8 protein-coding genes are annotated in these 12,393 nt (G+C 59.5%); 3 read left to right on the top strand and 5 right to left on the bottom strand.

Annotated features, from left to right (window positions below):
• Positions 1–82: 82 nt before the first annotated feature.
• Positions 83–595, top strand: a complete 513-nt coding sequence (locus SLIT_RS10505) for a response regulator (protein ID WP_049870991.1) — start codon at positions 83–85, stop codon at positions 593–595.
• 18 nt (positions 596–613) lie between these two features.
• Here SLIT_RS10505 and SLIT_RS10500 read toward each other — a convergent pair whose 3' ends face one another.
• From SLIT_RS10500 to SLIT_RS10485, 4 genes are read right to left on the bottom strand one after another with little or no spacing between them, the layout of a single operon-like run.
• Positions 614–1,990, bottom strand: a complete 1,377-nt coding sequence (locus SLIT_RS10500) for a phosphomannomutase/phosphoglucomutase (protein WP_013030227.1) — start codon at positions 1,988–1,990, stop codon at positions 614–616.
• A 2-nt stretch (positions 1,991–1,992) separates the two neighbouring features.
• Positions 1,993–3,006, bottom strand: a complete 1,014-nt coding sequence (gene waaF, locus SLIT_RS10495) for a lipopolysaccharide heptosyltransferase II (protein ID WP_013030226.1) — start codon at positions 3,004–3,006, stop codon at positions 1,993–1,995.
• Between the two features lie 31 nt (positions 3,007–3,037).
• Complete coding sequence (locus tag SLIT_RS10490; protein WP_013030225.1) at positions 3,038–3,238, bottom strand: zinc-finger domain-containing protein; 201 nt, start codon at positions 3,236–3,238, stop codon at positions 3,038–3,040.
• A 22-nt stretch (positions 3,239–3,260) separates the two neighbouring features.
• Positions 3,261–4,181 carry a branched-chain amino acid transaminase gene (locus tag SLIT_RS10485; RefSeq protein WP_013030224.1) on the bottom strand — a complete coding sequence of 307 codons (921 nt, stop codon included), beginning with the start codon at positions 4,179–4,181 and terminating at the stop codon, positions 3,261–3,263.
• A 166-nt stretch (positions 4,182–4,347) separates the two neighbouring features.
• On the opposite strand from SLIT_RS10485, the gene SLIT_RS10480 reads away from it, so the two are divergent.
• Positions 4,348–5,676, top strand: a complete 1,329-nt coding sequence (locus SLIT_RS10480) for an adenylate/guanylate cyclase domain-containing protein (protein WP_150102999.1) — start codon at positions 4,348–4,350, stop codon at positions 5,674–5,676.
• On the opposite strand, the gene glnE is transcribed toward SLIT_RS10480, so the two are convergent.
• Positions 5,673–8,426 (bottom strand): bifunctional [glutamate--ammonia ligase]-adenylyl-L-tyrosine phosphorylase/[glutamate--ammonia-ligase] adenylyltransferase, encoded by a 2,754-nt coding sequence (glnE, locus tag SLIT_RS10475; RefSeq protein ID WP_013030222.1) that lies wholly within the window; start codon positions 8,424–8,426, stop codon positions 5,673–5,675. The two genes, SLIT_RS10480 and glnE, sit on opposite strands and share 4 nt — an antisense overlap.
• 140 nt (positions 8,427–8,566) lie before the next feature.
• Here glnE and SLIT_RS10470 point away from each other — a divergent pair, with 140 nt between their 5' ends.
• Positions 8,567–12,352 carry a YhdP family protein gene (locus tag SLIT_RS10470; RefSeq protein WP_041420852.1) on the top strand — a complete coding sequence of 1,262 codons (3,786 nt, stop codon included), beginning with the start codon at positions 8,567–8,569 and terminating at the stop codon, positions 12,350–12,352.
• Positions 12,353–12,393 lie beyond the last annotated feature (41 nt).

Genomic DNA, 12,393 nt, shown 5'->3' with positions numbered 1-12,393 from the left:
GTTCGTTGTTTATTACAGGTTGCCAAAGCGCGCGCTGCTGGTGTAGGGTTCGGGCAGGGATGGAGATGAAGTGTGATGGTCCATGCGTACCAGATCGGCTGCTTCGTTTTCAGATGAATACAAGGTGAAGCGGACGATGCTCAGGCAAGCGAACGATACGATACTGCTGGTTGAAGACGGCGAGGCTGAGGTGCTGCTGATACAGCAGGCCGTGGCAAGCTGTCCGGACAAGTTGCATCTTGCAGTGGCACGGGATGCGACCGAGGCGCTGGCATGGTTGACCGATACCGTCGAACGCGGTTATGCGATGCCGCGCTTGATCCTGCTTGATTTGAAACTCCCAAAACTTGCCGGTCTGGCCGTGCTGAGAACATTGCGTATGGAGGCCCGGCTGCAGGATGTGCCTATTGTCGTTTTCTCCGAGCTTCACGATCCCGCGGATGTGGTGTTGAGTTACCAGATCGGTGCCAACAGCTTCGTGAAGAAACCGGTGAATCTGGTCGAATTCACCCGGCTTCTGAACGAACTGGCCGACCTTGGCTGGCTGAGTGGCAAGGGGCTGCAACACGCCCATCCCCAATCCATATCAGGATGAATCGAGCGGAAATACGGTTCAGAACGGAAGCGTCAGACTGCTTTCCGCATTCAGTAACACACGACGGAAGTCGTTCTGAATACGCTGCAGAGCAGCAACATTGTCCGCTTCGAAACGCAGCACGATCACCGGCGTAGTGTTTGAGGGGCGCATCAGCCCGAACCCGTCGGCATATTCCACGCGCAGTCCGTCGATAGTGATGATGTCTTTGGCATCGGGAAAGCGGGCTTCCTTTTGCAAGAGCGCGATCAGGCTGTGGTTCACGCCCTCGGCCGTATGGATATGCAGTTCTGGCGTGCAAACCGCGTCCGGCAGGGCATTCAGCGTGGCATTGGCGTCGGCGACCTTGCTCAATATCTCCAGCAAGCGCGCTCCCGCATACAGTCCGTCGTCGAAGCCATACCAGCGCTCCTTGAAGAACACGTGCCCGCTCATCTCGCCTGCGAGCAGCGCGCCGGTCTCCTTCATCTTGGCCTTGACCAGCGAATGGCCGGTCTTCCACAGGATCGGCTTGCCGCCGCGCTCGCGTATCCACGGGAACAGGTTGCGCGTGGATTTCACGTCGAAGATGATCTCGGCGCCCGCATTTCGGCTCAGCACATCGGCTGCGAACAGCATCAGCTGACGGTCTGGGAAGATGATCTTGCCGTCCTTGGTGACCACGCCGAGACGGTCGCCGTCGCCGTCGAATGCCAGTCCCAGTTCGCTGTCGTTGCCGCGCAGGGCGGCGATCAGGTCTTCCAGGTTGTGTGGATCGGAGGGGTCGGGGTGGTGGTTGGGGAAGTTGCCGTCCACCTCGCAGAACAGCTCGGTGACGCTACAGCCGATGCCGCGATAGAGTTTGGCGGCGAAATCCCCGGCCACGCCGTTGCCACAGTCCACCGTGATCTTCAGCGGACGCGTCAGCTTGATGTCGCCGATGATGCGCGCCAGATATTCCGGCGCGATATCGTATTGCGAATAGCCGCCGTTACCGTGCTCGAGATCGTTCGTTTCGATACGCTGGCGCAGTTTCTGGATGGTTTCACCGGACAGCGTTTCACCTGCCAGCACCATCTTGAGGCCGTTGTAATCAGGTGGATTGTGGCTGCCGGTGATCATCACCGCGCAATCGGTCTTGAGCTGGAAGGCGGCAAAGTAGGTCATCGGCGTGGCAACGCGACCTACGTCGATGACGTTGATGCCGCTCTTCTGGATGCCGCGGGCCAGCGACCTAGCGAATTCGGGACCCGACAGTCGGCCGTCGCGGCCGATGGCGATGCTGTGCTGATTGCGTGCGACCGCTTCCGAGCCGATGGCATGCCCGATGGATTCCACGATCTCATTGGTCAGCGACTTGCTGACGATGCCGCGTATGTCGTAGGCCTTGAATATCTCTTTGGGAAGGTTTGCCATGGTCATTTCCTGGAAAGGATCGGGATGTGCCGGGCCACCTCTTTGGGCGTCAGCTTGATCATGCAATTGAAATGGCCGAGCGGGCACTCGCGCTTGAAACAGGGACTGCACGGCAGGTCGAGCTTGAGCACCTGCGCCTTGTCCGACAGCGGCGGCGTGAACTGCGGGCTGCTGGAGCCGAAGATCGCCAGCAGCGGCTTGTTCAGTGCAGCAGCGATATGCATCAGGCCGGAATCGTTGCTGACCACCAGGTCGGCGCACGACATCAACGCGATGGCGTCGGCAAGATCGGTCGTGCCGCAAAGGTTGCGGCACGGCTCGTTGCCAAGCGCGATGATCTTGTCAGCGACTTCTTTGTCCTTGGGGGAGCCGATGAGCCAGACGGCATAGCCTTGGGTGCGCAGATGCTGGGCCAGTTCGGCATAATAATGTGCCGGCCAGCGCTTGGCCGGGCCGTATTCCGCGCCCGGGCAGAACACGGCGACCGGTTTGTCCTGCGACAGATCGAACCTGGCGAGTGTCTCAGCTCGTTGCGTATCGCTCACTTTCAGCATCGGCGACGGCAGGGGCCGTTCGATCTCGTTGCATGGTGCTTCAGCGAGTTGCGCGAAACGTTCCACCATCAGCGGCAGTTTCATCTTGTCCAGCTTGCGTGCGTCGTTGAGCAGGCCATAACGCGATTCGCCCACATAGCCAGTGCGCACCGGAATGTTTGCAAAGAACGGAACCAGTGCCGATTTCCAGGAATTGGGCAGCACGATGGCTTGGTCGTATCGCGCATCGCGCAACGCAATTCCCAGGCGGCGGCGTTGGAAAAAACCGAAATCGCCGTGCGGAAACGGATTGATGATGACATCATGGACTTCAGGCATCTGCCGCAGCAGTTTCTCCGTCCACGGCGGGGCCAGGACATCGATAAGCACGCCTGAATGCCGCTGCTGCAGGCGGTGCAGCATGGGCTGCATCAGCATGCAGTCGCCCACCCAGCTTGGGGCGATGATGAGGATCTTTCTCACGGGAAGTTGGCAGGAAGGGGAGGTTGCTCGCTCAATGATGCCCGTGCGGCAACTCGCCCTTGAACTTGTATAGCGTGCCGCAATAAGGGCAGCGAGCTTCGCCCAGTTTTTCCACCGGGATGGCGACGCGCGGATGCGCGCTCCACAGGCTGATCGCCGGGGTGGGGCAGAACAGGGGCAGCGCCTCTGCACTGACTTCGACGTAACGCTGCGAGATGTTCTCGTTAGGCATGCTTTCCCCTTGTATCAAATTGTTATACGTGTGCCAGCCAGTCGGCGTATTTCTTGTTCTTGCCGGCGACGATTTCAAAGAAAGCAGCCTGCAGCTTGGTCGTGATCGGGCCGCGCGAGCCGATACCGATGGTGCGGGTGTCCAGTTCGCGGATCGGGGTGACCTCGGCTGCGGTACCTGTGAAGAACGCCTCATCGCAACAATACACTTCGTCGCGCGTGATGCGTTTCTCGATCAGTTCCAGCCCCATGTCCTTGGCTAGCGTGATGATGGAGTCGCGTGTGATGCCTTCCAGGCAGGAGGTCAGGTCGGGGGTATACAGCTTGCCCTTCTTCACGATGAACAGGTTCTCTCCCGCGCCTTCGGCCACGTAGCCTTCCGGGTCGAGCAGCAGGGCCTCGTCGTAGCCGTCATGTGCCACTTCCTGATGCGCCAGGATGGAATTGGTATAGGAGCCGACCGATTTGGCGCGGCACATGTTGATGTTCACGTGATGGCGGGTGAAGCTGGAAGTCTTCACGCGGATGCCTTTGGCCATGCCCTCCTCGCCCAGATAGGCGCCCCAGGGCCAGGCCGCGATGGCGACGTGTACCGACAGGGTGGTGGCGGCGATGCCCATCGCTTCGGAACCGAAGAACACGATGGGGCGGATATAGCAGGATTCCAGCTTGTTGGCGCGGACGACTTCGCGTTGCGCTTCCATCAGGGTGGCCTTGTCATAGGGCATCTTCATCTTGAAGATGGAGGCCGAATTGAACAGGCGGTCGGTATGTTCCTGCAGGCGGAAGATGGCCGTGCCCTGCGTGGTCTTGTATGCCCGCACGCCTTCAAACACCCCCATGCCGTAATGCAGGGTATGGGTGAGCACGTGGGTGGTGGCTTCGCGCCAGGGTACGAGCTTGCCGTCGTACCAGATGAAGCCGTCGCGGTCGGACATGGACATGGTGATTTCCTTGAGTTTGTAATGTTGTTGCGAGGGCAGCGATTCTAGCTGTTTCTGTGCAGATTATGAAGGGTGCATCTGGATCGATCCCGGCTTGAGCGTGATCGTGTGTATTCCTTTTGTTGCCGTATCATGTAATCATTGCTTTTATATGGCAGCGGGGGGCATGGGCGGTATGGTGCAGCACATCGATTCGAAGGAAGTCAAGCCGGAAGTGATGGATACGCAGGAAGAGAAGCTGCGCAAGAGCCTGCTCATCTTCGCGGCCGCTTTCATGACGTTTGCTGTCATGCTGTGGCTGGCCATCTACTGGATGATGGGCCTGAACTTCTCCAGCAACGTCCCGCTCGGCTACCAGGCCGTCTCTGTAGCCTCCCTGATCTATTACATGCGGACCCGCAATTTCGAGGTCCTTCGCTTCGTGCAGCTCACCCTGTTCCTGTTCGCCCCTTTCATCATGCAATGGAGCATAGGCAGCTCGGTCACATCGAGCGGGGTGGCGCTCTGGGCCTTGCTGGCGCCGATCGGGGCGCTGGTGGTGTCCGGCTGGAAAGAGTCCATTCCCTGGTTCTTCGCTTACATCGTGCTCACTGCAGTGTCCGGTTTCTTCGATTTCTATCTGGGTTCAGGGACGGCGACCGGTATTCCGATGAACACCATCGGCGTGTTCTTTGCACTCAACTTTGCGGCGATGTCGTCCATCCTGTATTTTCTGGTGCGCTACTTCGTGGTAGAGACTGAAAAGATCAAGATCCAGCTGGACCAGCAGCACGCGTTGCTGGCGGAAGAGCAGAAGAAGTCGGAGCGGGTGCTGTTCAATGTATTGCCATCCAACATTGCCGAACGCCTGAAGAACAGCCAGGGGCTGATCGCCGACGGTTATGCCGATGTGACCGTGATGTTCGCCGATCTAGTGAACTTCACCCAGCTTACAGAACAGATGTCGCCGGAGCAGATGGTCGGTTTGCTCAATACTGTCTTCTCCGGTTTCGACGAGCTTTCCGAGAAATACGGTCTGGAGAAGATCAAGACCATCGGCGATGCCTACATGGTGGTGGGTGGCCTGTCGCGGGAACGGCCAGATTACGTGGAGGACATGGCCAACATGGCGATCGACATGCTGGATTTTGTTGCCAGGCATCCGGCGTTGGTCAAGCGCAACCTGGGTATCCATATCGGCATCGCTACCGGTCCGGTCGTGGCTGGCGTGATCGGCACCAAACGATTCATCTATGACCTGTGGGGCGATACGGTGAATATCGCCAGCCGGCTGACCGATGACGCGCGACAAGGGCACATCCTGACCGACAAGCTCACCTATAACCGGCTTCGCTTCGGCTACCTGTTCGAGCCGCCCAATGTGCTGAACGTCAAAGGCAAGGGGGAGATGACCTCATACCGCATGATCGGACGTGTCGCACATGCAGATGGGCCGGACACCGCGGGCAACGTCTACCACCTTCCTGCCGCAGGCGGAGCGCCGGCTTCTGCCTAGGTTCCGTCCAGCAGCGATTTCCACAACTCTGTTACGGGCGTAATGTCCATGAGGCCCCGCTCGATGCGGCAGGGCTCCTGATTGTTCAGGCGCATCTGATGCTGGATGCGGCGCAGCTCCCGGTACAACTCGCGCACCTGGCTGCTGAGTCCGCCATCGATCAGCTCCAGCTTCGCTGCCATGTCCAGAAGCGCCAGGTTGCCGCTGTTTGCCGTGAGCTCCGGGTGGACTGCGGCGTGAGCGAGCACGATGAATTGCACCATGAACTCGATGTCCACCATGCCGCCGCCGTCCTGTTTGATGTCGAACAGCGATGTTTTGTTGGGATGGCCGTCGTGCATCTTCCGGCGCATTTCGATGACATCTTGGCGTAGCCTGGCAATGTCGCGCGGCATGCGCAGAACTTCGTTGCGGATGCGCTCGAACTGCACGCCAACAGACTCATCTCCTGCGCAAAAGCGGGCCCGTGTCAGAGCCTGGTGTTCCCATACCCATGCATTGTTGCGCTGATACTCCTCGAATGCGGCGATCGAACTGACCAGCAATCCGCTCTCGCCGTTCGGTCGCAGGCGCAGATCGACTTCGTACAGGCGGCCGGAAGAGGTGTAGCTGGAAAGCATGGTGTTGATGCGTTGTGCCAGGCGGGCATAGACCTCGCCGGCATCGGGATGATCATCGTCATAGAGGAATACCAGGTCGAGGTCTGAGGCGTAACCCAGTTCGCGTCCGCCCAGCTTGCCATAGGCGATGATACCAAAGGCAGGCAATTCGCTATCCAGCGAGCTGGATGCGAAATTGTCACTGGCGAAGTGCGGCTGCTCGCGGTGTTTTTTGCGCGCATCGCGCCAGCACAGGCGCAGCACATGGCGGAGTAGCAGATCGGCGAGGTCGCTCAGGTGGTCGCTCAGTCTTTCCAGCGGCAAAAGGCCCTGCAGGTCCATTGCCAGCAGCTGGAAAGTCTGCGCCTGCTGGAACTGGCGCAGCGTGTCCATTTCCCGCTCGGTATCGCCGGCATGTGCGGCAAGTTGCGACGTCAGCCTCGCATCGAGTTCGGGCCAGTCCGGCGCGACATACAGTTCGCGTGTGTCCAGCAGTTCGTCGAGCAGGATGGGGTGCTGGGTCAGATAATCGCCCGCCCAGGCGCTGGCAGATAGCAGCCGGACCAGGCGCGGCAATGCCTGCGGATATTCGGCAAGGAAAGCCAGGTAGGCGGCGCGGCGTGCGATCGCTTCCAGCAAGACAAGTGTGCGATGCAACGCCTTGTCCGGATTGGAAGTCTCTGTGCAGAGTTCTGCCAGTCGTGGTACCAGCTTGTCCAGCCGTTGGCGGCTGAACTCCGGCAATTGCTGGTAGCGGCTGCCGTTGCGGAACTGCAGCAGATTTTCGGCGAGCAGGCCGCTCTCGCCATAACCGAGCGCAGCAAGCGCCCTATCGAATTCTCCTGTTGTGGCATCGTCTCGCCACCAGGTGTTGTCAACGCTTTCCTGCTTGGCCCCGAACACGGTCTCGAATTGCTGGCTGACGAACTCACGCAGTGGAAACAATGCGGCAAGCAAGGCGTCATAGTCGGCATATCCCATTGCTTCGGCGATGATGGATCGCTGTTCGACGTTTTCCGGCAGCTCCTGGGTCTGCTGGTCGTCGAGATATTGCAAACGGTGCTCGAGGTTGCGCAGGAAGACATAGCTGTTATCCAGTCGGGCTACCACATCTGCGGCAAGTTCCCCGTCATGCGCCAGTTGCTGTAATACCTGTTGTGTGGGGCGGATACGCAGGCGGGCATCGCGACCCCCGCGTATCAGCTGGAACACCTGTGCGATGAATTCGATCTCGCGGATGCCGCCGCGGCCGAGCTTGATGTTGTGATGCCGGTCGCGGCGGGCGACTTCGGCGCGAATCTGCGCATGCAGCTTGCGCATGGAATCGAACGAGCCGAAATCCAGGTATTTGCGGAATACGAACGGCTGCACGAGTTTTTCCAACTCGGCGGTATGCGGGCTGTTTTCCGGCGAAATGACGCGGGCCTTTATCCAGGCATAACGCTCCCATTCGCGTCCCTGCGATACCAGATATTCTTCCAGCGCGGCGAAGCTCATGGTCAGCGGGCCGCTGTCGCCGTAAGGACGCAGGCGCATATCGACGCGGAACACGTAACCATCGGCGGTCAGGTCGTTGATGAGGGCGATCGTTCTACGCCCGAGACGGTTGAAGAATTCGTGGTTGGACAAGCCGCGTGCGCCGCTGGTCTCCCCGTCTTCGGGATAGACGAAGATCAGGTCGATGTCCGAAGAGACGTTCAACTCGCCGCCGCCCAGCTTGCCCATGCCGATCACCAGCAGTTCCTGACGAGCTCCGTTCTCCTTGCCTATGGGGTGCCCGAATTGTTCGACCATGTTTTGCATGATGAGTGTTTGCGCACGGCGTACGGCCAGTTCGGCCAGGGTGGTCATGCTGCGCATCACTTCGCCGAGGTCGGCCAATCCGTTCAGGTCGCGGGTCAGTACATGCAGCATGACGCGTTTGCGCAGCTGGCGTAGCGCGCGTGACAGCTGCTCCTCGTTGTCGGCCGGAAGCTCGTCCGACCAGGAGTGCACCACCCCGGCGCTGCACGGGGTGAGAAGATGTGCACGCAACCAGCCCAGCAGTTCCGGCTCGGCATCCAGCAGCCGGGCGAGATAGCGGCTGCAATATCTGGCGTGCCGTACCAGTCCGTCGAAATCGGTTGCGGGGCGAGGGTTTTCGGTATTCATGCGGGGGGCTTCGGGTTAAAATATGCTCACTGTCCTTCTTCGTTGCATTATAGGTTCTCCATGCACTGCCGGTCTCATTTCTTCATGCTGTCATCCCGCACACAATGCTGAAAAACTCCCTTCTTCTGGCCTGGCGCGGAATGGGGACGTTGACCCGCATCGCGCTGGAAATCTCCTTGCTGTTGGCGATCGCCGGCGCGCTGGTGCTGCTGACCTTGCGTTATCGCATATTGCCGGACATCGAACGCTATCACGAACAGATCACCGCCGCGGCGAGCGTCGCCATCGGTCAACCGCTGCACATAGGAAGGATAGAGGCGGATTGGGATGGTTTGCGTCCGCGTCTGTTGTTGTCCGAGGTGCAGATACTGGATAAACAGGGCCATGTCGCGCTGAGTTTGCCGCGCCTGGAGAATACCGTGGCATGGACCAGCCTGTTCACGGCGGAACTGCGCTTTCAACGACTGGAGATCGACAGTCCCGACCTGTCGGTGCGGCGCGATGCGCAGGGGCACTGGTTCGTGGCTGGCATCCCCCTTGAAGGACAATCTGCCGAGGGGCCGGATAGCGCAGATTGGTTGCTGCACCAATCCAATGTGGTCATTCGCGACGGACGCATTACCTGGCAGGACGACTTGCGTGGCGCGCCGCTATTGGCACTGGAACATGTGGACCTGAGCATCGACAACCGGTTCGGGCGCCATCGTTTCGCGGTGCTTGCTTCGGCGCCGGAAAGGCTGGCTTCCCGACTGGATGTGCGCGGGAATTTCTACGGCGACAGTTTCACCGACATGAGCGACTGGCGCGGACAGCTCTACACCCAGCTCGACTATGCCGACGTGCTGGCATGGAAACCCTGGGTGTCGCTGCCGAACGCATTCAAGCATGGCAAGGGCGCGTTGCGGATGTGGCTGGGCTTCGAGCAGGGACAATTGAGCAGTGTGGATGCTGACGTCGCCCTGGCGGGAGTGCGGGCGCGACTGTCGGAAGAGTTGCCGCAGCTTGACCTGAAGGAAATGCGCGGGCGTATCGGCTGGCACCAGCTGGAGCGCGGCTTCGAGGTCAATACGCAACGGTTGGCACTGAAAATGCGCGATGGCTTCGAATTGAAGCCAACCGATTTCTACCTGCGCCTGATGTCGGGACCGGAAGGTTCGCAGCAGTCTTCCGGCGAGATACGGGCTAACGCCCTGAGACTGGGCGGATTCGTCAGGATGATGGACTACCTGCCGCTGAACAAGGAAATCAAGGAGCGCTGGATCGGGGCGCAGCCGCGCGGCCAGATCGACGATCTGCAGGCACAGTGGCAAGGCAGCATCGATAACATCACTCGCTACGAGATCAGGGCGCGCTTCGACGGATTGTCGATGCGGCGAGTCGGCGGGCTGCCCGGTTTTTCCGGTTTGAGCGGGGAGGTGGATGGCGCGGACAGTGGCGGTTTGCTCACGATCGACAGCCGCAAGCTCAGTCTGGATGTTCCGCAATTGTTCGCCGAGCCCGTAGAGTTCGACAAGCTTGCGGCCCGGCTCGGCTGGCAACGCAACGCGCAAGGATTGGAGATCAAGCTGAACAATGTTGTGCTGTCCAACGCCGACCTTGCCGGAACCATCTATGGCAGTTACCAGACTGAACGTGACGGTCCAGGATCAATCGACGCTACGGTCGATATGACGCGTGTCGCAGTGCAGCGCACCGGGCGCTATACCCCGCTACCGGCGGTGAACAAGGCGACGCACGACTGGTTGCAGGCGGCCTTGCAGGGGGGGCAGGCGGACAAGTTTCGCGTGCGGCTGCGCGGGGATCTGCGCGACTTTCCCTTTGTCGGGAACAAGCGCGGCATCTTCAAGCTGGAAGCGCGGGCCAAGGATGTGGAGATGGAGTTCGCCAAGGGCTGGCCGCGTATCGAGGATGCACAGACCGACCTGTTGATAGAAGGCAACAAGCTGGAAATCAAAGCAGCGACAGCCACGACGGCGGGCGCGCATCTGCAGAATATCAAAGTAAGCATTCCCGACTTGCTGGCGAACAACCTGCTGTTGCAAGTGCGCGGCGAAGCGGCAGATGCCACGCAGCGTTGCCTTGATTACATCGGCAAGAGCCCGGTGAACGGCTACCTCGATGGCTTCACCGAAGGGATCAAGGCGAGCGGCGACGGCAGGCTGGGGCTGCAACTCGACATTCCGCTGGACAGCGATGAGCCGGTCAAGGTGCGGGGTGACTACCATTTCGCCAACAACGACATCGATCTCGACAAGAATGTGCCGGTATTGCGAAAAGTGAATGGCGTGTTGCTGTTCACCGAATCGTCGGTGAATGCGGGCGACATTAGTGCGCAGATACTTGGCGGTGCAGCGCATCTGATGGTGGCGAGCCAGAACGGGGCCCTGATGACCAAGGCATATGGCAAGTTCGACCTGGACAATCTGAACGCAGTGACTCCGCAGCCGCTGTTACGCCGCGTGCATGGCGGGGCAGACTGGAATGCCGATATCCGCGTGCAGAACAAACAGGCCGATGTGACGCTGGATTCCGATCTGCAGGGGGTTACGTCGGACTTGCCGGAGCCTTTCAACAAGCGGGCCGGCGAACGCGTGCCATTCCATTTCGAGCAAAAGAGCATCGGCTCGCGGCAGGACATGCTGGGCTTGAGCGTCGGGACGCTGGTCGATGCCCGGTTGGCGCGCCAACTCGGCAAGGACGGGACATGGAACATCCGGCGCGGACGCATCGCACTCGGCGGCAGTGCGGCAAAAGGCGGCAGGGAAGGAATATGGGTGGTCGGCAGGTTGCCGCATGTGTCGATCGAGGGGTGGAGCGGTTTGGGGTTTGCCTCGAATGGCGGGGAGCTGCCCAACATTGCCGGCATCGATGTGACCGTGGATAAGTTGACCGGTTACGGCAATACGGTGAATGCGCTGGACATCAACGGCAGCGGACGCAACGGATTGCTCAGCCTGCGGCTGGCTTCGCGGGAATTGAATGGCGATGTGATCTGGCAGCCGCAGGGCAACGGCAAGTTGCTTGGACGCTTCAAGAACGCGATGCTGGGCGAAGGGCACTTCGATTCCGCACCGACCGTGCCGGAAGTTCTGGCGAGGAGCGGCCCGCCAGACAATTCCTCGTTCCCGGAAGTTGATGTGGCGGTAGATAAACTCGTCTACAAGGGACGTCACCTCGGCAAGCTGGAAATGAACATGAGCGAATCCGACGGGGATGTACTCCTGGATAATCTGCAACTGGTCAATCCGGATGGCGTGTTGAGCATGAGCGGCAAGTGGCAGGCCAAGCCCGAACAGACGCAGGTCAAGTTGCGTGTGGATATCAGCGATGCGGGCAAGATATTGTCGCGCTCGGGTTATCCGGAAAGTCTCAAGGACGGCAGCGGTTCTCTGCAAAGCGACCTGCACTGGGCGGGAGCGCCGGATACCTTTGCCTACTCCAAACTGAACGGCGAGATCCATTTGAACGTCGGCAAAGGACGCTTTCTCAAGGTCGATCCCGGTGCGGCCAAGCTGCTCGGCGTGCTGAGCCTGCAATCCATCCCGAAACGCATCACGCTGGACTTTACCGATGTGTTCAGCGGCGGATTCCAGTTCGACAGCATCACCGGCAATGCCCAAATTGTGAATGGTCTGTTGCTGACCAACGATATGAAACTTACGGGGGCGGCGGCAAAGGTTACCATGGCCGGGCAGGTCGATATAAACCACGAGACGCAGGATCTGAAGGTGCGCGTCCTGCCGACTATCGGCGATAACGTTTCATTGCTTTCATTTGCCGCCGGACCTGTGGTCGGCATGGGAGTGTTGCTGGCAAACAAATTATTGCGCGATCCGCTCGATAAGCTGGTGTCGTTTGAATACAATGTCAGCGGCAGTTGGGTGGATCCCAAGGTGGAAAAGGTCGGACAGCCCAAATCTCCGTAATGTCGAACCAATGATCAGCATCAAGCATGGCAAGGCCCGAA

The organism is Sideroxydans lithotrophicus ES-1 (assembly GCF_000025705.1).
Taxonomy (GTDB): Bacteria; Pseudomonadota; Gammaproteobacteria; order Burkholderiales; family Gallionellaceae; genus Sideroxyarcus; species Sideroxyarcus lithotrophicus.
Note: the sequence above shows the minus strand (reverse complement) of the source record. Positions and strands in the feature narration are given on the sequence as shown.

What these genes read in the sequence shown, in the direction of transcription:
- SLIT_RS10505 (WP_049870991.1), top strand. Translation starts at nt 83, where the DNA reads ATGCGTACCAGATCGGCTGCTTCGTTTTCAGATGAATACAAGGTGAAG.
- SLIT_RS10500 (WP_013030227.1), bottom strand. Translation starts at nt 1,990, where the DNA reads ATGGCAAACCTTCCCAAAGAGATATTCAAGGCCTACGACATACGCGGC.
- SLIT_RS10490 (WP_013030225.1), bottom strand. Translation starts at nt 3,238, where the DNA reads ATGCCTAACGAGAACATCTCGCAGCGTTACGTCGAAGTCAGTGCAGAG.
- SLIT_RS10485 (WP_013030224.1), bottom strand. Translation starts at nt 4,181, where the DNA reads ATGTCCATGTCCGACCGCGACGGCTTCATCTGGTACGACGGCAAGCTC.
- SLIT_RS10480 (WP_150102999.1), top strand. Translation starts at nt 4,348, where the DNA reads ATGGGCGGTATGGTGCAGCACATCGATTCGAAGGAAGTCAAGCCGGAA.
- glnE (WP_013030222.1), bottom strand. Translation starts at nt 8,426, where the DNA reads ATGAATACCGAAAACCCTCGCCCCGCAACCGATTTCGACGGACTGGTA.
- SLIT_RS10470 (WP_041420852.1), top strand. Translation starts at nt 8,567, where the DNA reads ATGGGGACGTTGACCCGCATCGCGCTGGAAATCTCCTTGCTGTTGGCG.